Source organism: Chryseobacterium echinoideorum, assembly GCF_007474535.1.
Taxonomy (GTDB): Bacteria; Bacteroidota; Bacteroidia; order Flavobacteriales; family Weeksellaceae; genus Chryseobacterium; species Chryseobacterium echinoideorum.
Map to the genome: position 1 here is coordinate 69,451 of NZ_VKNW01000008.1, position 22,307 is coordinate 91,757.

The 22,307-nt window shown below is 33.8% G+C and carries 16 protein-coding genes and 1 tRNA gene; 9 read left to right on the forward strand and 8 right to left on the reverse strand.

Annotated features, from left to right (window positions below):
* A complete protein-coding gene (locus tag FOL89_RS11445; protein ID WP_144282937.1) occupies positions 1 to 3,690 on the forward strand; it encodes a phosphoribosylformylglycinamidine synthase in 3,690 nt (1,229 codons plus the stop codon).
* A gap of 52 nt (positions 3,691 to 3,742) precedes the next feature.
* Positions 3,743 to 4,123 carry a ribonuclease inhibitor gene (locus FOL89_RS11450; protein WP_144282938.1) on the forward strand — a complete coding sequence of 127 codons (381 nt, stop codon included), beginning with the start codon at positions 3,743 to 3,745 and terminating at the stop codon, positions 4,121 to 4,123.
* Between the two features lie 24 nt (positions 4,124 to 4,147).
* On the opposite strand, the gene FOL89_RS11455 is transcribed toward FOL89_RS11450, so the two are convergent.
* Positions 4,148 to 4,504, reverse strand: a complete 357-nt coding sequence (locus FOL89_RS11455; protein ID WP_144282939.1) for a diacylglycerol kinase family protein — start codon at positions 4,502 to 4,504, stop codon at positions 4,148 to 4,150.
* Positions 4,505 to 4,660: 156 nt separating this feature from the next.
* Here FOL89_RS11455 and dnaN point away from each other — a divergent pair, with 156 nt between their 5' ends.
* Positions 4,661 to 5,791, forward strand: coding sequence for a DNA polymerase III subunit beta (gene dnaN / locus FOL89_RS11460; protein WP_144282940.1), 1,131 nt, complete (start codon positions 4,661 to 4,663; stop codon positions 5,789 to 5,791).
* Between the two features lie 84 nt (positions 5,792 to 5,875).
* Here the strand turns inward: dnaN and FOL89_RS11465 are convergent, their stop codons facing one another.
* From FOL89_RS11465 to FOL89_RS11475, 3 genes are all read right to left on the reverse strand, one after another.
* Positions 5,876 to 6,910, reverse strand: coding sequence for a hypothetical protein (locus FOL89_RS11465; protein WP_144282941.1), 1,035 nt, complete (start codon positions 6,908 to 6,910; stop codon positions 5,876 to 5,878).
* 176 nt (positions 6,911 to 7,086) lie between these two features.
* Positions 7,087 to 7,809: an AAA family ATPase gene (locus FOL89_RS11470; RefSeq protein WP_144282942.1), complete on the reverse strand. Its 723-nt coding sequence runs from the start codon at positions 7,807 to 7,809 to the stop codon at positions 7,087 to 7,089.
* Between the two features lie 611 nt (positions 7,810 to 8,420).
* Positions 8,421 to 9,179 (reverse strand): DNA-formamidopyrimidine glycosylase family protein, encoded by a 759-nt coding sequence (locus FOL89_RS11475; protein WP_228444903.1) that lies wholly within the window; start codon positions 9,177 to 9,179, stop codon positions 8,421 to 8,423.
* A 45-nt stretch (positions 9,180 to 9,224) separates the two neighbouring features.
* Between FOL89_RS11475 and FOL89_RS11480 the strand changes: the two genes are divergently transcribed.
* Both FOL89_RS11480 and FOL89_RS11485 read left to right on the forward strand, forming a co-directional pair.
* Entirely contained in the window at positions 9,225 to 10,580 is a 1,356-nt protein-coding gene (locus tag FOL89_RS11480) for a deoxyguanosinetriphosphate triphosphohydrolase (protein ID WP_144283069.1), read from the forward strand.
* Between the two features lie 73 nt (positions 10,581 to 10,653).
* Entirely contained in the window at positions 10,654 to 11,562 is a 909-nt protein-coding gene (locus FOL89_RS11485) for an SPFH domain-containing protein (protein ID WP_144282943.1), read from the forward strand.
* A gap of 52 nt (positions 11,563 to 11,614) precedes the next feature.
* Here FOL89_RS11485 and FOL89_RS11490 read toward each other — a convergent pair whose 3' ends face one another.
* The 3 genes from FOL89_RS11490 to FOL89_RS11500 all read right to left on the reverse strand — a co-directional run bounded on the left by FOL89_RS11490 (position 11,615) and on the right by FOL89_RS11500 (position 14,049).
* Entirely contained in the window at positions 11,615 to 11,956 is a 342-nt protein-coding gene (locus tag FOL89_RS11490; protein WP_144282944.1) for a DUF4377 domain-containing protein, read from the reverse strand.
* A 15-nt stretch (positions 11,957 to 11,971) separates the two neighbouring features.
* Complete coding sequence (locus FOL89_RS11495; RefSeq protein ID WP_144282945.1) at positions 11,972 to 12,286, reverse strand: DUF962 domain-containing protein; 315 nt, start codon at positions 12,284 to 12,286, stop codon at positions 11,972 to 11,974.
* 86 nt (positions 12,287 to 12,372) lie between these two features.
* Positions 12,373 to 14,049, reverse strand: a complete 1,677-nt coding sequence (locus tag FOL89_RS11500; RefSeq protein WP_144282946.1) for an APC family permease — start codon at positions 14,047 to 14,049, stop codon at positions 12,373 to 12,375.
* A gap of 255 nt (positions 14,050 to 14,304) precedes the next feature.
* On the opposite strand from FOL89_RS11500, the gene FOL89_RS11505 reads away from it, so the two are divergent.
* From FOL89_RS11505 to FOL89_RS11515, 3 genes are all read left to right on the forward strand, one after another.
* Entirely contained in the window at positions 14,305 to 17,268 is a 2,964-nt protein-coding gene (locus FOL89_RS11505) for a tetratricopeptide repeat protein (RefSeq protein ID WP_144282947.1), read from the forward strand.
* Positions 17,269 to 17,350: 82 nt separating this feature from the next.
* Positions 17,351 to 19,120 (forward strand): TonB-dependent receptor, encoded by a 1,770-nt coding sequence (locus FOL89_RS11510; protein ID WP_144282948.1) that lies wholly within the window; start codon positions 17,351 to 17,353, stop codon positions 19,118 to 19,120.
* 54 nt (positions 19,121 to 19,174) lie between these two features.
* Positions 19,175 to 19,246, forward strand: a tRNA-Arg gene (locus FOL89_RS11515).
* 204 nt (positions 19,247 to 19,450) lie between these two features.
* On the opposite strand, the gene ccoG is transcribed toward FOL89_RS11515, so the two are convergent.
* Positions 19,451 to 20,908, reverse strand: coding sequence for a cytochrome c oxidase accessory protein CcoG (ccoG, locus tag FOL89_RS11520; protein WP_144282949.1), 1,458 nt, complete (start codon positions 20,906 to 20,908; stop codon positions 19,451 to 19,453).
* A gap of 350 nt (positions 20,909 to 21,258) precedes the next feature.
* Between ccoG and FOL89_RS11525 the strand changes: the two genes are divergently transcribed.
* Complete coding sequence (locus FOL89_RS11525; RefSeq protein WP_144282950.1) at positions 21,259 to 22,149, forward strand: AraC family transcriptional regulator; 891 nt, start codon at positions 21,259 to 21,261, stop codon at positions 22,147 to 22,149.
* Positions 22,150 to 22,307: the final 158 nt, after the last annotated feature.

The following is a 22,307-nucleotide window of genomic DNA, read 5'->3' on the forward strand; positions in this document are numbered from 1 at the left end:
ATGAATAAAAGAGTTTTCGTAGAAAAAAGAGGAATTTTCGATGTTGAAAGTCCAAAGATTTTTGATGAAGTAAAAGCGGTGGTTCCATCTGTCCAAAACGTAAAAGTGTACAACATTTACGATATATTTAATTTAAATGACGGTGAATTCGAAAAAGTGGTAAACAGCACTTTCGTGGACCCGGTTACTGATATTTTAATTGAAGAAAATCCGGCAAAGGGAATTTATTTCGCATTAGAATTTTTGCCCGGACAATACGACCAGCGTGCAGATTCTGCACAACAATGTATCGCTTTATTAACTGAAAATGAGAAGTCTAAAGTAAGAAGCGGAAAATTAATAGAGTTCGAAGGAGTTTCTGAATCTGATTTAGCAAAAATCAAAGACCTTTTAATCAACAAGGTTGAATCTCAGGAAAAAGATTTGTCAAGTTTAAATATTCCTGCGGAAGAAACACCGTCAAAAGTGATAGTTCATGAAAATTTTAATTCGTTTAATTCGGATGAATTAGAGCAATTTTATAATTCTCATGGTTTTGCATTAGGGTTGGATGATTTGAAATTCATTCAGGAATATTTTAAATCTGAACAAAGAAACCCTACGGAAACAGAACTTAAAGTTTTAGATACTTATTGGAGCGACCACTGTCGTCACACAACATTTGAAACAGAATTGTCAAATATTGAATTTGAAGGACAGTTTAAACATACATTGGAAACGATTTTCAATGATTATATCGAAAAAAGAAAATTCCTAGGACGTGAATTGAAACCAATTTCCTTAATGGATTTGGCGACAGTTTGCGGAAGATATTTCCATAAAACAGGCAATTTGGAGAACTTGGTGGTTTCTGACGAAATCAATGCCTGTACCATCCAAATCGAAGCTGAATACGATGGTAAAAAAGAACCGTGGTATTTATTATTCAAAAACGAAACACACAATCACCCGACGGAAATTGAACCTTTCGGAGGTGCTTCAACCTGTTTAGGTGGTGCGATCAGAGATCCTTTGTCCGGACGTTCTTACGTTTTCCAGGCGATGAGATTGACGGGCGCTGCGGATGTTTTGGAACCGGTTGATAAAACGCTACCGGGTAAATTACCTCAAAAAACAATCACAAAACAGGCGGCAAACGGATATTCTTCTTACGGTAACCAAATCGGTTTGGCAACTACAATGGTTTCTGAGATTTACGATGAAGGTTACAAAGCAAAAAGAATGGAAGTTGGTTTCGTTGCCGGAGCAGTTCCTGTGGATTGGGTAAGACGTGAAAAGCCTGAAGCTGGTGATTCTATCATCATTTTAGGAGGTGCAACGGGTCGTGACGGTGTTGGTGGAGCAAGTGGAAGTTCAAAAGAACAGGACGAAACTTCAATTCACACGATGAGTTCAGAGGTTCAGAAAGGAAATGCGGTTGAAGAACGTAAAATCCAGAGATTATTCAGAAATCCTGAAGTGACGAGATTAATTAAAAAATCTAATGACTTCGGAGCTGGAGGTGTTTCTGTTGCAATTGGCGAAATCGCTGATTCTTTGGAAGTTAATTTAGATGTTCTGCCTTTAAAATACGAAGGTTTGAACGGAACCGAGCTTGCTATTTCTGAATCTCAGGAAAGAATGGCGGTTGTGGTTGAACCAAAAGATAAAGAACAGTTCATCAAATTCTGTGAAGCTGAAAATATTGTGGCTGTTGAAGTTGCAAAAGTGACAGATTCAGGAAGAATGCAGATGTTCTGGAAAGGCGATAAAATTGTTGATCTTTCAAGAGCATTTTTAGATACGAACGGTTGTTCAAAAAGTCAGGAAGTTAAAATTACTCATCTTAATAAATTGAAAGACAAGACTTTAGAATTCAATAAAGAGAATTTCCTAAAAATATTAAGTGATAAAAATGTTGCTTCTCAAAAAGGTTTGTTGGAAATGTTCGATTCTTCTATCGGTGCGACTACGGTTGCGATGCCTTTAGGTGGAAAATATCAGCAGACTTTGATGGAAGGAAGCGTTCAGACATTACCTATCATCGGGGCAAAAAATATTGAAACAGTTTCTTTGGCGAGTTGGGGATTTGATGCAGAAATTTCTAAACAGAATTCTTTGCTGGGAGCTTCTTATGCAGTTGTGGAAAGTGTTGCAAAAATCGTTGCAATGGGCGGCGATTATAAAAATATCAGATTCAGTTTCCAGGAATATTTTGAGAAATTGGGTCAGAATCCTGAAAAATGGGGTAAGCCTTTGGCTTCTTTGTTGGGAGCTTATGATGCTCAGATTAATTTCGGATTGGCAGCCATTGGAGGTAAAGACTCAATGAGTGGAACGTATCAGGATCTGAATGTTCCGCCAACGTTGATTTCTTTCGCTTGTGCGAATGGAGAAAAGAAAAATATTATCTCTCCTGAATTTAAAAACGAAGGAAATAAAGTATATTTCTTCAATCATATTGCTCAGGAAAATGGACTTCCGAATTATGATGCTTTAAAAAATATTTATGAATTTATTTTCGAAAATATCAAAGCAGGAAAAATAGTTTCAGTGAAGACAATCAAAGAAGGTGGTGTTGCAGTTGCTTTCGCTAAAATGAGTTTCGGAAACAGATTAGGTGCTGAAATTACAGTGGATGAAAATGTTTTATTAGCGAAAAATATCGGAAGCTTAATCATTGAATCTACAGAAGAATTAAGTTCAGCAAATCTTCAGTTCATCGGAGAAGTTAAAGATTCAAATGCTATTAAAATTAATGATGTTGAATTTGCGATTGAAAAATTGTTAACAGCAAACACGAACACCTTCGAAAACCTTTTCCCAACGGTTGAAAAAGAAAAATTGACGGTTGAAATTGATGAGAAATTAAACTCAATCAACCCAAGAAATATCATCATTAAAAAACACGGAATTGCTCAGCCAAAAGTATTCGCACCGGTTTTTCCGGGAACAAACTGTGAGTATGATACGTTGAACGCTTTCGCAAAAGAAGGTGCGGTTATCAGCAGCTTACCTTTAATCAATATCAATCACCAATTGTTGGACGAAAGTATTGATGCTTGGGTTGAAGAAATCAAAACTTCTCAAATTTTGGCTTTTTCAGGAGGTTTCTCTGCGGGTGATGAGCCGGATGGTTCTGCAAAATTCATTGTCAACGTTTTAAAAAACGAAAAAATGAGAAATGCAGTTCACGAATTACTAGACAGAGACGGAATGATTATCGGAATCTGTAACGGTTTCCAGGCTTTGGTGAAGTCGGGATTGTTACCTTATGGAAGAATCAAAGATTTGGATGAAGATTCTCCGACTTTGGCTCACAATGCGATCAGAAGACATATTTCTCAGATGGTCAATGTAAAAGTTGTAAATGACGAATCGCCTTGGTTAAAAGGAATGAAGGATCAGGTGTTTACCATTCCGATTTCTCATGGTGAAGGTCGTTTTATGGCTTCAGAAGCAGAAATCCAGAAGTTGTATGAAAACGGACAGATTGCAACGCAATATCTTGATTTAGAAGGTAATATTGCGCACGGAATGCCGTTCAATCCAAATAATTCATTATTCGGAATTGAAGGAATCACCAGTCCGGATGGAAAAATCTTCGGAAGAATGGGACATCCGGAACGTTTTGCGGAAGGTTTGATGAAAAATATTCCAACTGCGAATTATCATAACATATTCAAAAATGGAGTGGAGTACTTTAAATAGGCTTCCGGCTTTTAGCAGTTAGTTTTTGGCTTTAAAAAAATGTTAAGAATAAATGAATAATAATTCAAATAAAAAAATGACTGTCATCAATGGCAGTCATTTTTCAAATCTGGAAGGTTTTTACGAAGAAATTTCTCAACTTTTTTTGAAAGATGAAGATTGGAAAGTCGGAACTTTAGATGGTTTTGATGATATTTTATATGGATTTCAAGGTGAAATTACTTGGAAAGATTCTCGAAAATCAAAAGAAGATTTAGGTTTTGATTTGACGAAAGAATTTTACGAAAACAAAATCCGGCAGGGAAAGCCGTTTAACATTCCATTGATTCAGCAAAAACTGGATGAATTGATGAATGCAAGGGGACAGACTCTTTTTGAGATCTTCATTGAAATTATCAAGTCACATCAAAATATTACGTTGGTTTTGGATTGAGTTTCTCATACGATAACTTTAGGATCAATTAAAAATATATTTCCAATATACCAAAATCCCAACAATCACAGATAAAATTGCTGTCAAAATAACTGCTCCGGCTGCAATATCCTTTATAAAACCGATTCTTTTATCAAATTCCGGTTGTATAATATCACAAATTTTTTCAATAGCTGTATTAAAAATTTCAGCAGATAAAACTCCAAACGAGACCATTAAGATTAGAATTGCGTCTAAAGAAGAAAGTTTTAAGTAAAAAATCAAAAATAGATTGATAAATAAAGCCAAAAGCTCCAGCTGAAAATTTCTTTCAGATCTGATCATGAAAAAGACACCCCGGAAAGCGTTCAGAAAACTTTTGTGAATAGGCGGTTTACGCATTAATAATAAATTTGCAGAGGTTTTTTCTACGTTTGAGTATTTTGTATTTATCTTTCACAAAGATAAACTTATTTTGATGTTTGTTAAAAACTCCCAGAATTAAATTTCTCAATCTGTTTTCTATTTATTATATTTGTAAAAACTTATTTTAAATCTATGAAATTTATTGTTTCAAGTGGTGAGCTGCAGAAGGCTTTGCAAACTGTAAGTGGTGTAATATCAAGTTCTCAGTCGAGACCGATTTTAGAGAATTATCTTTTTGAGCTTAACGAAAACAACCTTACCATTACTGCATCTGATGGCGAAACAACTTTGATTACTTCTCTGGAAGTAAGGTCTGATGATTCGGGTAAGTTTGCTGTTCCTGCGAAAATTTTTCAAGATTTTATAAAAACTTATGGCGAACAGCCTCTTACTTTAGCGGTGAAAGATAACGCTGAAGGAACGGGTAGTCAGCTTGAAATTTTAGATGAAAAGGATAATTTTGCTGTTGCTTTAGACAATGCCGATGATTATCCGGATATTCCTGAATTTGATGCTTCACAAAGTGTAACTATGTCAGCTGGGGTTTTGTCTGAAGCTTTAACAAATACGCTTTTTGCAACCAGTAATGATTCTCTTCGTCCTGTAATGACGGGAGTTTTGTTTCAGTTTGGTGAAAATGAAACCAACTTTGTATCTACAGATTCTCACAGATTGGTGGTTTACAAAAGAACGGATCTGATGAATGCTGAACCCATGGAATTCATCATGCCTAAAAAACCGTTGAATATTTTCAAAAATATTCTGGCTTCTTCCAATGAAGATGTTACAATAGATTTTAATGAAAATATGGCTAAATTTACATTCGGCCAGCATATCTGGATTTGCCGACTGATTGATGGCAAATACCCAAACTATACTGCGGTAATTCCTAAAGAGAATCCGAATGTTTTAACGATTAACAGAAATCTTTTGCTGAGTGCAATCAGAAGAGCTTCTATTATGTCTAATAAATCTACTAATCAGGTAAGATTTAAGCTTTCAGGAAATATTCTTCACCTTCATGCAGAAGATACGGAATATGCAAACAAAGCAGATATGCAGATTCCTTGTGATTATAACGGAGAAGACATTAATATTGGTTTCAGTTCAAAATTTTTGACAGAGATGCTAGGGATTTTAGGAGCAGACGATATTACGATGAAAATGTCTCAGCCAAACAGACCGGGAATCATCGAGCCGCTTGACGGATTGGAAGAAAACGAAAATATATTAATGCTTTCCATGCCGGTAATCGGATTGTAAGATTAAATATAATATACAAAAAAAAGGATTTCAATTTTGAAATCCTTTTTTTGTATATGTTGCATGCCTATTGTAAAGACAAAACTATTTATTGTTTAAAAATTTAAGGCAAGCACTATTGATTTTCCTTCCATAAGGAGCTGTTTTTCCATTTAAACTAATATCCTTGCTGATTGTTGCGTCTAAATACTTGGAACCATCATATACTTTGTCAAAAATATAATATTCATAACCAGATACATTCGTATTTTTATAAACTATTGCTGCAATAAACGATTTTTTTACAATAGCACCATACTCGTTTCGGAGGATCGTAATATCATCAAAAGGAAGTATCGCTTTAATGACAGTAGCTTCGCTATTTTTAAAAAAGTTTTTAGAAGCATTTAAAACCTCATTTTCTAATTTTGCGTCATTTAATACGGACTTTGGGAAACAATCAGATTCGCTAACTTTTATTTCTTTTGGTACAATTACCTCAATTTCGCCAACTGCAATCGGTTTATATTTAAAATCTGCGCCCTGACCAAAAGTTTTTAATGGTACCTGCTCTAGTTTTAATTTATGTTTTCCTGGCGTCAACAATTCTTGGTTGCTTAATAATTCTTGAAAAGGAAGTTCGTCTTTCCATAATTTATCGGTGCCGTCATTTACATAATATCTTATAGATAAAATTCTTTCTGTTGCATCATCATCATTCAAATAACTATCTCTTCCTGCGCTTGCGACAAATTTGTCGTCGAAATAAAAATTGGTAATCAATCTTGTCTGTTTTTCAAAATCGTCTTTCCATTCATTTATATCTTTGACTTTAATACCGCTTTCTACTAACTGCAATAATATACTGTTTGAAACAGAGTGTTCATAAAACCCTCTTGCGAACAATTTGTCTCCCAGTGTATATGTTGTAATATTATTTAAAGCTTCATCTCTTTCAATTGGTGAATTAGAAAATAAAACTTTTCCAATGTTTTTTTTGTAAACATTGTTGAAATTACCAGTTAGTTTTTCTTCTTCAAAAAGTTGTAGTTTAGATTTTTCCTTTTCGATTTTTGTGATCTCCTGAGCTTGGCTCGTTAATGATAATGCCAAAAAAGACATTAAAATGATTCTTTTCATATATGTTATTAATTTGTAGTTTTCTATAGGTTGTTTTTGATAATGTTTTTCTATGATTCAGTCAGATCTTCTTGATGAAACAATCTAAACTTAATTTTTGCTAAAATTAAACAAAATTTTTAAATCAAACATTAATGAAATAAATAAAAGTTATAATTTTAACTTTGATAGGTTATTTAGTACGATTTAAAATCACCGTTCTTTTCCAACTTTTGAATAAGCATTTTTTTCACAAGAGTAAAAGTATAATCCTTTGCTTCCGCAAAAGAAATCTCGTATTTCTTTTCGATAGTCCTTAACTCTTCAGGAAATTGAGACAAAAGATGATCATAATATTCATCAAGAAAATCTTTTGAAGGCATTCGGTAATCTATTTTTAACTGGAAACGTCTAAGAAGAGCAGTGTCAATAATTTCAGCGTGGTTGGTAGCACAGATTAAAAGTGCGTTCTCAGGATAGTAATCAATAAGCTGGAGCAATGTATTTACCAGTCTTCTCATTTCGCCTACATCTTTGTCGTCACTTCCTCTTGCTTTTCCGATCTGATCCAGTTCATCAAGAAAAAGAACCGATTTTTCTCTTGCAGCTTTGTCGAAAATCATTTTGATGTTTTGGGAAGTTTCTCCGATTCTTGAAGAAACGATTTTGCTCAGATTAAGAACGATGATATTTTTGCCTAAAGCATTTGCAATTGCTTTTGCAGTCATGGTTTTTCCGCAGCCTGAATTTCCCTGCAAAAGTATTTTGTTATTAACAGGTAAGCCAAACTTCTGAAGTTCTTTGATATAAGTGTGTTCTTTGATGAGCTGTACAACCTCAGATTTATTTTCAGGTGAAAGATATACATCATTCAAATTGACTTGTTCTTTGTCCTGAATGATAAGATTATACAAATTCATAACTATTATGCTTTAATAGCGCAAAGATACTCAGAAGTAATCTGAGTTGAATATAATGTAGATGAATAATAGGGAGAGAATTATGTTTTTGGCGCTCTTTTACTCAGAAAGAGTAAAAGAGCAACAGTTTATTGATAAACTGAAAACATATAAATAATAGAATTTGTTAAAATAAAAGTAGTAGAGAAAAATTAGTTTCCTTCTCTTCTAACTGTTGCTAAATAAGAAGTTACTAAAACTGCACATGTAGCGATACCGATGTAAGCGATCATAATTTTTAAATTTTTAATATTATTAATTTATTTTGTGAATTCTGTAATGCAAAGATAGGGTAATATTGTTGCTCTGCAAATACTGTAATTATGATGTTTATCAGTGTTAAGTGTTGTTTAAATTGGGTTTTTGTGGTTTTTAAGATTTGTTTTTATAATAATTAACTGTGGGTTTTAAATGGTTATTTAATTATATTATTGATAAAAAATTATTATATATTTAATAATTATATATCTTGTTTTGAGACTGTGATAAATTCAAATTTTAAATTATATTGAATTATTATGCGTTGAATTTAAAATTTCAAGAATTGTATTGTGTTTAGAATTAATGATTTCTTAATAGATTTTCTGATCTTTTTCACAGTAAAAACTCATCCTTTTGGTTTTCCCGGTTTCTCTTTTAATGATTGCTTTTCCGCAATGAGGACATTTTTCCCGATGATATACTTTGAAATGCTTTTTGAGTTCATTTTTTCTTTTCCATTTTAAAAAATCAAAACTATAATCTTGTGTTTCTGTGATTATTTTGTGTAAAACTTTATCCGGAATTTCTTGAATTTTGCTTTCAGGATGCACTCTTGCCCTGAATAATGCTTCATTTTTAATGATATTTCCGACACCGGAAAATAAATCCTGATTCATAAGGGCATCACAAATCATCATTTTTGGTGTTGCTTTCATTTTTTTGACTGCTTTTTCAGGATTCCACAGATCACTCATAATATCAGCTTCCCAATCAATTGTATCCAGTTCATTATTATGAATTATTTTCGCTGAGCAGGTATAAAAATAAACGATACCGTTGTCGAATTGTAATGAAAGTTTCAAAGATTGAATTTCAGGTTTTTCTTTTAAACTGTACGAACCAAACATTAGTAAATGAATTCTGAAACTGAAATCTTCAAAGACCAGAAATGTAAGTTTTCCGAAAGTTTTGATGTCTTTCAGAATTTTATTTTCAACCATCTTTTTATTGGTGATGATACTGCCGTTTGCTGCAGTAACTTTTTTTCCTTTGAACTGCTGTAAATCTTCTTTCATCAGAATAATGGTAGGTCCTTCCGGCATGGCAATGATTTTAGAGGGAAAACTCAAATATTATTCCTTTAAAAGTAAAATTTGCTTTAATTTTGAAAAATGATGAATTTGAACCAGATATTTACCAGTCAGCGTACTGGTAACAATCCCAATACCATTGCTTCGAGAACAGATTTTCAGAGAGATTTTGACAGAATTATATTTTCGTCAGCTTTCAGAAGATTACAGAATAAAACTCAGGTTTTTCCGCTTCCTGGAAGCGTGTTTGTGCACAACCGACTGACGCATTCTCTGGAAGTTTCGTCTGTAGGAAGAAGTTTGGGAAGTGTAATTGGCGAGTATATTGCCGAAAATTTTAAGTCAGAGCTTACCGAGGAATCCATTAATTTTTATAATCATAATTTAGGAAATGTCATAGCTGCTGCCTGTTTGTGTCATGATGTAGGCAATCCTGCTTTCGGACATTCCGGAGAAGATGCGATTGCAAGTTATTTTGAAAAAAATGAAGACCAGATCAAACACACGTTTTCCGAAAAGGAATGGGCAGATCTTGTTAATTTTGAAGGAAATGCAAATGCAATCCGTGTATTGACTCATCAGCAACAAGGAAAAGATTTTGGCGGAACTCAACTTACTTTAACTACTCTTGCAAGTATCGCAAAATACCCTTGTGAAGCGGTTGCAAAAAAGAAAGGAATTATTCACAGGAAAAAATTCGGCTTTTTCCAGAACGAAAAAAATACTTTTCTGGAGATTGCAAATGGAGTTAATTTGTTACAGGAAAATAACGAACCTTTTATTTTTAAAAGACATCCTTTTGTCTGGCTGGTAGAAGCTGCTGATGATATCTGTTATAATATTATTGACATGGAAGATGCACACCGTTTAGGAATTGTTTCCACAGCCGACTGTAAAAATCTTTTTTTTGAACTCGTAAAATCAGAAACAGATGACATTAAACGAGTAGAGTTAAAATTAAGTTCTATAGGAAATGAAAATGAGCAGATTTCTTATCTTAGAGCAAAAGTGATCAATGCCTTAATTAATAAGTCGGTTGAACTTTTTAAAAGTCATTTTAATACGATTCTTGAAGGAAATTTAGATAAAGCACTTTTGGATATTTATAAATCTGAAAATAAGACATTACAGGATATTGAATCTTTTTCAATTGAAAAAATTTACAATCACAGAGCAGTTGTAGAGATTGAAAATGCCGGCTATAACGTGATGTATGAATTGCTGGATCATTTCATTCCTTCTATTTTGAAATCTGAAGATGAAAGAAAATCTTACGACAAAAAAGCTTTGAAACTGTTGCCGAAGCAGTTTGTATATGAAGAAGGAAATGATTATCAGAAAACTTTGGGAATTATTGATTATGTTTCAGGGATGACTGATAATTATGCTACAGATCTTTACCGAAAAATAAAAGGAATAGATATTGGAATGACGATGTGAAAATTCAGAATTATTGCCTTATTTCTGTAACAAATCCGTATCTTATCGACAAATCAATTAAAAATAAAAACTTATGGTGTATTTAGGTATTTTGGTCTTCTTCGGACTGGTAACATTACTGGCTTCTTTTTTCATTGTGAAACAGGAAACGGCAGCCATTGTAGAGCGTTTAGGTAAACTTCATTCTGTGCGTCATGCTGGGCTTCATCTGAAAATTCCTTTTATAGATCAGATTTCTAAAAGAATGAATCTCAGAATTCAGCAGTTGGATGTTATTATTGATACTAAAACTTTAGACAATGTATTTATCCGTATGAAAGTTTCGGTACAGTTTCAGGTGATCAGAACGCAGGTGGCAGATGCTTATTACCGTCTCGAAAATCCTGAAGGGCAGATCACTTCATATGTTTTTGATGTGGTAAGAGCTGAAGTTCCTAAGATGAAACTGGATGATGTCTTCGTAAAAAAAGATGATATTGCCGTTGCCGTAAAAGGTGAGTTGCAGGATGCAATGCAAAGCTACGGTTATGATATTGTAAAAGCTCTGGTAACCGATATTGATCCGGACGAGCAGGTAAAACACGCAATGAACAGAATCAATGCGGCAGAAAGAGAAAAAACAGCTGCAGAATACGAATCTGAAGCGCAGAGAATCAGAATTGTTGCGGTGGCAAAAGCTGAAGCAGAATCTAAAAAACTTCAGGGGCAGGGTATTGCAGATCAGCGTCGCGAAATTGCAAAAGGACTACAGGAATCTGTTCATATGCTTAACTCTGTAGACATCAAACCGCAGGAAGCATCTGCATTGATTGTAGTAACGCAGCATTATGATACTTTGCAATCTATTGGTGCTAATAACAGAAGTAATCTTGTGCTTTTGCCTAATTCTCCGACTGCAGCAAGTACAATGCTGAATGATTTGGTTGTTTCTATGGCAGCAACCCAGAAATTAGATGATTTAGGAATTACGGGTAATAAATAATAATATTTTTTACTCATAAATAAAATTTGGCTCTCATTTTTGAGAGCCATTTTTATTTTTTCACTTTGGAAATTTGTTTTAGTAAAATATATTTTATTGAAGAGCTGTCCATTGGCGGATTATCAATTTTTTCGGTTCTTATTTTTAGAGTATATTCAAAACCAGGTTCATAGGTAAATCCCTCAATATTGGTGTACAACATTTCCCATCTGTCAGATTCTTTTTCTTTTATCTGGAGGCATTTCATCGGAGCAACTCCGGTACAGTCTGCGGTTTGAGAAGCAACCATAACTGTCTTTTCGTTGGAAATAGTTGATGTGGTTTTACACTGAAAGATAATCAGGAATACTGCTGATGCCAGAAAACCTTTTAGTAATGATTTAAAATAATTCATAAATCTAATTTTTTCTTATTGAGAATTAAATTTTTGCTTCCCGGTTAAAAGTTCAAAAAATAATCTGAAATCAGACAGCAAAGACCATATAGGATATCTGAATGTCGCAGGACTGTTTTTTTCAATCACAGCATGGCTAAGCCATGCAAATCCGTATCCGAAAATCGGGACGTACCACAGAAACCGTTCTTTTCCTGAATAAATAACGTATCCGATAACTAATAGTACCAAGAGAGTTCCAATAAAGTGAAATACTCTTGTTCCTGTTTTGCTGTGCTCGGTAAGATAAAACTGATAGAATTTGGAAAATGTTTTTATTCTTTCAGACATGGCTTCAATTTTAGTTTGAAAAAATCAATGCAATAAATCCGCCAAAAATAAAAGACGAATCATTTTTTGATCCGTCTGAGTCTCTATTATTGCGTAGTGTTTCTTAGCTTGCTGTTTTTATATCCATAGCAGAAATATATAACCAGACCTACAGCAAACCAGATCCCAAAATAGAACCAATTGTCGTGGCTCATTCCTGTTAATAAATAAAGACATGAGCTTAAACCGATTAAAGGAATCAAAGACAGATTTTTTGTAAAAGCCACAATACAAAGTACCAAATTAATAATGATGAAAAAGAAAATAGAGGCTCTGAACTCACCTTCTTTAGGATCGCTCCAGTTCATCAAATGATTAAAAAACTCTGGCTGCCAAAAATAAAAAGCAACCAACCCGCCAATAAAAACGACAGGGAAAATAAATTTTCCATTAATATAAGGAAGATGAAAACGTCCTTTTATTTTTTCTTTCGGAGGAAGCATTAAGACTCCACCGCAAACCAAGACAAAAGCAAAAATGGTCCCTATACTTGTAAAATCCAGAATGAAACTTTTATCGGTGAAAATAATAGGAACTCCCACTACAATTCCGGTAATTATCGTTGCGAAAGCTGGTGTTTTATACTTTGGGTGTACATTCTGAAATTTTTCAGGCATCAGTCCGTCGCGGCTCATAGCATACCAAATTCTGGGCTGTCCCATCTGGAATACCAACAAAACCGTAGTAATCGCAACAATAGCAACAAAAGAGATGGTAAGTTCCATCCATGCAACATTTGCATTAGATTTTTCAAAAATAAATGAAAGAGGATCGCCAATACCATCAAATTTTCTGTAATCTACCATTCCTGTAAGAACTAAAGTAAGACAGATATAAATTACAGTACAAACAACCAAGGAAATGATCATTCCTTTTGGCAGTGTTTTCTGCGGATCTTTAGTTTCTTCCGAAAGTACACTGAGTGCATCAAAACCAATGTAAGCAAAGAAAACTCCGGATACAGCACTCATTACGCCGGTAAAACCATTGGGCATAAAGGAAGGTATTCCGGTTTCCAGACTTACAGGAGTCCAATTTTCTGTATTGATATAGGCTGTTCCGACTAATATGATTAAAACAATTACAGCAAGTTTAAGAATAACAAGAGAGTTATTAAAATTTTTGCTTTCTTTTACTCCACGATAGCAGAGCCAGGTAATCAATCCGTTAATAACCAATGCCGGAATATCTACAATAACCTTTAGATTTCCCAGAAGGGGAGCGGTGTTCCATGCGTTGATGAGTTCTTTATTTTCAGAACCGTTCTGAAAAGCTTTTCTTGCTTCTGTGTAGCTGCAGGTAAAATAATCAGGAATGTGCATTCCAAGTCGTTCCAGAAAGCTTGTGAAATAATCTGACCAGGAAAAAGCAACATAGATATTACCAAAAGAATATTCCATAATGAGTGCCCATCCGATCACCCAAGCCATTAATTCTCCAAAACTTGCATAAGCATAAGTGTAAGCAGAACCCGCTTTCGGAATTCTGCTCGCAAATTCAGCATAGCATAAAGCAGTAAAGCCACACGCAAATCCACATATTAGATACAATAGGATCACTCCTGGACCACCTCTGAAAACAGCTTCTCCCAAACTGCTGAAACTTCCTGCACCAATAATGGCGGCAATACCGAAAAATACGATATCCCAAACACCGAGAACACGTAATAAATTAGTTGAAGTATCGTTATCTGAGTACTGTTTTCTTCTGAAAAGCTGGTTCATTCAATAGTTTATTTGAAGTTTGAAAAAAACAAATGTAATTATTTCTCTTAAATAATTAAGGTTTTCTTAATATTTCTTTCAGCTCTGTTAAGATATATTAAAATATTATCCACATACTAACATTGTCAAAAAAGGTTTGTCTGCGAAATATATTTTGCCTATTTTCGTTGGTAATTTGTGGATAAAATCTCATTTGAAATTTAAAAACAACCGGTCTGGATTTTGCTTCCGGTTTCCATTTAAAATTTGATATTAATGAAATCAAAAAAATTACTATTAGCCGCTGCGGTTTTCTATTTCGGAATCTCCGAAGCGCAGCAGTCTCAATATTTTACCCAAAAAGATAACTACAGGTTTAGTCTTGCTGAAAATCTTTATCAGACCAAAGTGTATAATGCTTCGCAGTTTGAATATGCGCGGCAATATTTTTATAATCAAAATCTGGAACAGTCTAAAAAAGAAGCAGCTCAGTTTTTTGATAACGTTATCGGAGTTATTCTTCAGAAGAATCATGCGGAAGAAGGTTTAACTGCCTTTATGAAAGAATATCCCAAATCTGCTTATTTTGCACAGGCAAATTTGCCTTTGGCGGATTATTATTTAGCAAAAAAAGACTTTAAGGAAGCTTTGAAGACGCTGAAAAAAGTTAATCAATATCAGCTTACCCGAGAAGAAAATACACAATACGTTCTAAAGCTCGGATATGCGAAATTTATGACCGGAAATTCCAAAGGTGCCATTGAAGCACTGGAAGAAGCTTATAAAACAGCCGATGAATCTCAAAAAGGCGAAATCGCTTATATGCTTGGACATTTGTATTATTCTAAAAGAGAGAATAATGAAGCATTCCAATATTTTGATTCCATCAAAGATCAGCCTGAGTTTTCAAAACTTGTGCGTCCGTATTACGTCCAGATGTATTACAATGATAAAGATTATGACAAAGCAATTAGCGAAGGAAATGCATTATTGAACGAAGATCTTTCAGATTCTTACAAAGCGGAAGTTCATAAGATCATAGGAGAAAGTTATTTCATGAAAAATGATTATAATTCGGCTTATCCACATCTGAAAGATTATCTGAGTGTTCAGCAGAATCCTTCTGAAAATGATTTATATGAAATGGGATTTGTTGCGGCACAGCTAAAAAAATATGATGAGGCGGTTTCTTACTACAATCAGCTTTTAAACAGCAATTCTGCGTTGGCTCAAAATGCCTACTATCAGTTAGGAAACGCTTATTTGGCAGTTGATAAAAAACAGGAAGCACTTTCTGCATTCCGTTCTTCTTATCAGATGGATTATGATGTAAATGTCAAAAAGCTCGCTCATGAGCAATATGCAAAGTTGAGCTACGATATTGGAAATCCTTTTGAGAGTCCTACAACGGTAATTCAGAATTATATAACCATCAATAACAATGATGCTAAAACAGCAGAGATGAGATCTCTTTTGGTAAAATCTTATCTATATTCCGGTAATTTTAAAGAAACGCTTAATGCGATTGATAAACTTCCCAATTCAACGCCTGAAACGGATAAAGTAGACCAGGAAGTTTCTTACTTATTGGGAACAGAAGAATTCAACAAAGGAAATTTTGATGAAGCTGAAAGATATTTTCTGAGAAGTCTGGAATTTAATATCAATAAAGAATTTCACAGCAGAGCATTATATTGGCTTGGACAGGTGTATTACCAGAAAGGTAATTATCCTTCGGCTATCGTTCGCTACGAGAAGCTTATCAATCAGGATTTCCCGGAAAAGCAGCAACTTTCTTATGACTTAGGCTATGCTTATTTTAAATCTAAAAAATTTGATCAGGCAGAGCAATATTTTACGCAATATCTAAAAAATCCTAAACCGGAGTTTAAAAATGATGCTGAACTTCGCTTAGCAGATATTAATTACGCCAACAATGATCTGGATAATGCAATCGCAATTTATGAAAAGAACGAGGATGCAACAGATTATACATTGTACCAGAAAGCTTTGGCATTAGGTTTTAAAAACGATAATGCTGCAAAAATAAGCAATTTGAAATCGCTCATCTCGAAATATCCGAATTCTGAATATATAGATGATGCACAGTACGAAATCGGAGTTGCTTATGCTGCTCAGGAAGATTATAATAACTCGAATGATTTCTTCGGAAAAGTTGTGAAATCTTCTTCAGACCGAGATTTGGTAGCGAATGCATCTATCTACAGAGCCCAGAATTATATTGACCAGAATCAAAATGATAAAGCTTTGTCTGAGCTGAGATCTCTCGGAGAACAATACAGAAATACAGCTTACGCCCAAAAAATTGTTCAGGCTTCCAAACCTATTTTTACTAAAAACGGAGACGTTGCCGGGTATGAAAGTTTTGCGAGAAATATCGGAGTTAATATAGCGGCTTCTGAGATTGATGAAATCAATTTATCTACTGCAAAACAATATTTCACCAAAAAAGATTACAAAAACGCTATTTCCTATTACGAAAAATATTTAACCCAAAACCCAGTGGGAGAGGGGCTTTATCAGGCTAAATATGAATTGGGCGAAAGCTATTATCAAAATAATAATCCTACCAAAGCACTTCTGGTTTTACAGGAGGTTGCAGAGGTACAGAATGATTATCAAGATGATGCAGCAACCAGGGTGGCGCAGATTTACATTGCTCAAGGCAATGGTAATGAAGCTAAAAAGTACCTTCAGAATATCAGAAATTCATCCAACATTAACGTCAGAAATTATGCTAATGTGGAATTGATGAAAATGTATGCGGAAGAGAAGAATTTTGCAGAAGCTGAAAAATTAGCCAATGCAGTAATTGCCAACAGCAAAAACTCTGCGGCGTTGATTGAAACAGCAAAAGTTATTAAAGCAAGAAGTCTGATGAATTCAGGAAAAGATAAAGATGCTCAGACTGCTTATGCTGTACTTGAGAAATCTTCAAACACTGAAGTTGCTGCAGAAGCACTTTACGCAAAAGCATATTATCAGAATAAAGGAAAAGCTTTTAAGTCTTCTAATGAAACCATTTTCAAATTAGCTAACAATTATGCCTCAGAAGATTATTGGGGAGCAAAAGCGTTGGTTTTGATGGCTAAAAACTATATTGGTCTGAAAGATAATTATCAGGCTAGCTATACCTGCGACCAGATTATTGCTAATTATGCAGATTTCCCTGAAATTGTTTCAGAGGCAAAAGAGGTTAAAAAAATGATTAAAAAGTAAAATGTACTGTCGTATTCATGTAAAATTTATTGATGTAGTTTAATCATTAATGCTTTTTACTTTATACATTAATACAACATATATGAACAAGAAAATTCAAATATTATCTATACTTTTCTTAGGAGTTTCTTCTGTGGCATTTTCTCAGATTAAAGAAGAAAGATTGATTCTTAATAAAAAAAGAGAGCCGGAAGTAAAAAAAATTGAGAAGAAAAAAACGTCTGTAGTTACGGAGAAAAATTATCCGCCTGAAGAGAAATCGGCAAATCCGGTAAAATATACGATTACGGATGTTCCTGCGGTTTCAGATTTTAAAACCTCTACTATTCAGGGAGAAGATGTAGCTCCGAAGTTTGACGCAACAGCTCAAAACAACTATTTCCAGATCGGAATGGGGAATTACGGTAAAATTTTAGCGGATGCCAATATTTCCAAAACTCTTGAAAATAAGCTGGAAGTAGGTGCGGATGTTCATGTTTTATCAACTAATGGATTGAAAAAAGATTACGCTTGGAATTCTAAACAAAGTACAGCAAGTTTGGGAGCATTTCTAAATTCTTACGGAGAAAAAGGTAAGATCAACGTCAATGCAGAATATGGTTTAGATAATTATAATTATTACGGGATTTATGCTCTTGCTCCTTCAGCTGATGTAGATTTACAGCAAAAAGTTAATCAGTTTAAAGTGAATGGTTATTATGATTTCTATTCTAATGAAATTTTAAATGATGTAAGAGTAAAATCATCATTTTTAACCGATCATTTTGATGCCAAAGAAAATCAGGCTTCCATTTTGGCAAATCTTTCAAAACATGCCGTTGAACTTTCAAAAAACGGAATCGTGATGAATGCTGATTTAGGTTTAGGCCTAGAAACTGTAAAAACTGATTTTGCGCTGCTTAGTAAAAATTCTGCAACATTTTTTAATGCGGATATTACTCCGAAAATTACTTTTGCGAAAGGGGAATCCTATCTTACTTTAGGTTCTGTATTTAATTTTTTAAATGCAAGAAACTCGAATATGATGCTTGCCGAAGAAGTGAAAAACAATAAAACGTATTGGTTTCCAAAAGCAGAATTTCAGGTGGCTGCATCTAATGAATTCAAATTCTACGGCGGAATTGACGGCGGCTTAAAATTAAATACGTACGGAGAATTGCTTCAGACAAATCCGTTTCTTGTTTCAGATCAAATGCTGAGACCTACAGAAACAACGTATCATTTTTATGCAGGTTTGAGAGGTGATATTGATGAAACTTTTAAATATGATGTTTCCGCAGGATTTGGTAAAATGAAAAATATTATGTTTTTCAGTGCCAACAATCTTTTTTCCAACGAGTTTACTTTAGAAAGACCTGGATTTGACTTTGCCAACACATTTTCTGCAGTTTACGATGATGGAAATGTAAGCGACATTAAAGGAAGTCTTCAGTATTTCCCACTGGAGAATCTGGTGGTAGATGCTGATGTGAGGTTTTTAAGATATGATCTGAAAAATTACGAAAATATTTATAACGTGCCTTTACTGACGGGAAGTATTGGGGCAAAATATACTTTGCTGGAGAAAAAATTATCTTTAGGCTTTAAAGGGATTTTTGCAAGTGACAGAACTACAAACTCTTATCTTTTGGAAGAGATAGCAAATCCTGCCATGATGTTTCAGTCTACGGAAGATACCAATGATAAAGTTGGCGGTTATGCAGATTTAAACTTATCAGCAGAGTACAAAATTCACAAAAATTTCAGTATTTTTGCACTCGGAAATAATCTTCTAAGTTCAAAATATCAGACGTACAAAGGATATAAAGTTCTTGGCGCACAGATTACAGGAGGAGTGAAGATCACTTTCTAAAAAATTGTTGATAAATGATTATTGATGAATGATTATCATATCAATTGAATAAATGGCTGCATAGTTTAATGGATAGAACTTCGGATTTCGGCTCCGACAGTGAGGGTTCGAATCCTTCTGCGGTCACTCTAAGGGAAAAGTCACTTTTATCGGTGATTTTTCCCTTTTTTTCTTTTTGTAACAGATTGTTGATTATTAATTACCAAGATAGAAGATAGCGCAGAAATCGAACTCATCATTGTTTTTTTAGTATTATTATCCCCAACAGCATAGAGTTGAGAGAAATTTGGTGATATTTTTTAACACCTGATCAATAGAGTTATTTTTTATCTAAGGTATTTTTAATGTAAAAGGTCCTTCAAAATAGGTCTTATAAGAATCTATTAGCTTTCCTTTCATATCATAAACACCTATGGTTATGTTCTGCTTAGATAAATTGATCTCTGTTTCCGGAAAACTGATATTAATAGTTCCTTTTGATATTTTATCACGTTCAACGGTAATTTTGCTTGCCGCACTATAACTAACGACTCCGTGCATAGGTTCTAATACTTTAATGGTTACAATTTTTTTATCATTCGTTTTATTAAGAAAAGTATAGTTATAAGTATTGGTAATTTTACCATCTCTAACAAAGAACGTACTTCCAGCAGGTTTAATGAATTTGGTTTCCATCTCTCCTCTGTTATACAATAAGAAAACTAAGAATCCGACTAAAAGGACTAAAATTACTGCAAAGCCTTTCATTCTTCCAGTAAATTTAAACTTAGTTTGATTTTCTATTTCGTTTTCAGAAGCATATCGTATTAATCCTTTAGGTAATCCAACTTTCTCCATAATCTCATCACAAGCATCAATACAAGCTGTGCAATTGATACATTCGAGTTGCTGTCCCTCTCTGATATCAATTCCCGTAGGACATACAACCACACACTGATGACAGTCAATGCAATCCCCTTTACCAGCTGCTTTTCGATCTTCTCCATTTCTCCATTTAGATCGGTTTTCTCCCCTTTTAAAGTCGTAGAAAACATTGATGGTATCTTTATCAATTAAAACACCCTGCAATCTACCGTATGGACAAACTAATGTACATACCTGTTCTCTAAACCAAGCAAATATGAAATAAAAGGCAGAAGTAAAAAGAATCATTACAATAAAATTTGTGATGTGAGCAACAGGTCCCTCCGCAATGATATTCAATACTTCTTCGTAGCCCACGATATACATAAACATAAAATGGGTGATTAGCAAAGAGATAACAGCATAAACCGTCCATTTTAAGCTTCTTTTCCAGATTTTTTCTGAATTCCACTCTTGTCTTGCCAATTTCATCTGCTTATTACGATCTCCTTCAATAAGATATTCTATCTTGCGGAAAACAGATTCCATGAAGATCGTCTGAGGACATATCCAACCACAAAAAATTCGACCATAGGCTATAGTAAAAACAATGATAAATATTAAAGATGCTATGGCTCCTAAAGTAAGGATAAAGAAATCCTGAGGATAAAATGGCTGCCCCGAAATAAAAAATTCTCCGTCTATAATGTTAAACATAAACAGAGGATTACCATTTATTTTTATAAAGGGTATAGCGAAATATACAATGAGTAATAAATAACTTACCAACTCCCGGTAATTTGTATATTTTCCTTTAGGTTTTCTTGGGAAGACCCATTTTCTTTTTCCAGATTGTTCCATTGTTCCTATGGAATCTCTGTAGGTTTCTGGAATCAGAACTTGTCCTTGACCTCCTTTTATTTTTTCTTCTTCTATTTTTGACATTATTAGTAAGCTTTTATTATGTTATACTTTTTTTAGTTTAAAATGATATGCAATAAAAAATTGCAGTCCATTACACTTCAAAATGTCTCTATAGAATGACGGCACAAAAAATCAATATAAATTGTATTGCTGAAAGTATTCAAATTATCCATATCTAATGTAAAATAAACTTTCTTTCCTTTTACCTCGTTTTTAATTTATAATAAGGTTTAAAATAACCAGCACTACTGAGTTTACTGAGCATTTCTCGGTGGAAGTTTAACGAGGCAAAGTTATCGAATGACATTCTCGGTTTTATGGTAGTTTTTACTTAAAAAATTGTTATTTTTATCAATGAATACTTTAATAGAATGAAAGATCTCTATCCCACATTTGATATAAATAACCTGTCAACATGCCATTCAATTAATGAAATTTTCAGCATTGATCAATTTTCAGATTACTTGCCGGGAAATCCTAAAACAACACAGGTTCATCGGCATTCATTTTATCACTTAACCTATTTTATTAATGGAGGAGGATATAATGTTATTGATTTTCAGATATATAAAGTCCTGCCACAAAGTTTGTTTTTTATGAGACCCGGTCAGGTTCACAGTTGGGATTTGGATCCGACAGTTGAAGGGTATGTTATTAATTTTGCACCCACTTTTTTTGATCAATTGCAAATAAGTTCGTCCCTTATTGATGAATTCCCCTTTTTTAGCATTTTTCACGATGAACAAAGAGTCCTTGTATCTGAAAGTAAAAAAGATAAAATCCTTAGTTATTTTCAGCAAATTATTACAGAATCCCCCAATGATGCCAACCGCAATTCTCAAATAATTATTGCTGCAGCCATTTTACAAATATGTGGTTTGGCTAGCCAGGAAATTCAAAGTAGTTTTAATTTTGCTGAAAATGGTTATAATTCATTGATATTTAAAAAATTTATAGAGTACATTGAAAATAATTTTTTAGAGTTGAAAATGCCTAAAGATTATGCTGCACTTTTACACATTACCCCAAGTCATTTGAATTTTATCTGCAAACAACAATCTAAACTATCAGCGGGAGAGCTGATAAGGGATAGGATTATCCTAGAGGCAAAGAGATTGTTAGTTAATTTTAATCTTTCTGTAAGTGCAATAGCTGAAAAGTTAAATTATCACGATTCGTCCTATTTTGTGAAATTTTTTAAAAAAAATACAGGTTTAACTCCAGAATCTTTTAGAAAACAATACTATAAAAAAGAGTTTTAAGCTAATAATTGGGGTTTTAAATTTCACAGTATTCCTAGAAATAATGATTGTCAGATATTGTATCTGAGTTGCTCTTAAATTGTTGTAACCGATTTTGCAATCGTCAATTTATCACGAGAAAGGTAGTTAGTAATGATTTTTTATTAGGGTTGAAAAAA

Excerpts from the sequence above, each read along its gene's own strand:
- FOL89_RS11445 (WP_144282937.1), top strand. The coding sequence starts at position 1 with ATGAATAAAAGAGTTTTCGTAGAAAAAAGAGGAATTTTCGATGTTGAA.
- FOL89_RS11450 (WP_144282938.1), top strand. The coding sequence starts at position 3,743 with ATGAATAATAATTCAAATAAAAAAATGACTGTCATCAATGGCAGTCAT.
- FOL89_RS11455 (WP_144282939.1), bottom strand. The coding sequence starts at position 4,504 with ATGCGTAAACCGCCTATTCACAAAAGTTTTCTGAACGCTTTCCGGGGT.
- dnaN (WP_144282940.1), top strand. The coding sequence starts at position 4,661 with ATGAAATTTATTGTTTCAAGTGGTGAGCTGCAGAAGGCTTTGCAAACT.
- FOL89_RS11465 (WP_144282941.1), bottom strand. The coding sequence starts at position 6,910 with ATGAAAAGAATCATTTTAATGTCTTTTTTGGCATTATCATTAACGAGC.
- FOL89_RS11470 (WP_144282942.1), bottom strand. The coding sequence starts at position 7,809 with ATGAATTTGTATAATCTTATCATTCAGGACAAAGAACAAGTCAATTTG.
- FOL89_RS11480 (WP_144283069.1), top strand. The coding sequence starts at position 9,225 with ATGAATTTGAACCAGATATTTACCAGTCAGCGTACTGGTAACAATCCC.
- FOL89_RS11485 (WP_144282943.1), top strand. The coding sequence starts at position 10,654 with ATGGTGTATTTAGGTATTTTGGTCTTCTTCGGACTGGTAACATTACTG.
- FOL89_RS11490 (WP_144282944.1), bottom strand. The coding sequence starts at position 11,956 with ATGAATTATTTTAAATCATTACTAAAAGGTTTTCTGGCATCAGCAGTA.
- FOL89_RS11495 (WP_144282945.1), bottom strand. The coding sequence starts at position 12,286 with ATGTCTGAAAGAATAAAAACATTTTCCAAATTCTATCAGTTTTATCTT.
- FOL89_RS11500 (WP_144282946.1), bottom strand. The coding sequence starts at position 14,049 with ATGAACCAGCTTTTCAGAAGAAAACAGTACTCAGATAACGATACTTCA.
- FOL89_RS11505 (WP_144282947.1), top strand. The coding sequence starts at position 14,305 with ATGAAATCAAAAAAATTACTATTAGCCGCTGCGGTTTTCTATTTCGGA.
- FOL89_RS11510 (WP_144282948.1), top strand. The coding sequence starts at position 17,351 with ATGAACAAGAAAATTCAAATATTATCTATACTTTTCTTAGGAGTTTCT.
- ccoG (WP_144282949.1), bottom strand. The coding sequence starts at position 20,908 with ATGTCAAAAATAGAAGAAGAAAAAATAAAAGGAGGTCAAGGACAAGTT.
- FOL89_RS11525 (WP_144282950.1), top strand. The coding sequence starts at position 21,259 with ATGAAAGATCTCTATCCCACATTTGATATAAATAACCTGTCAACATGC.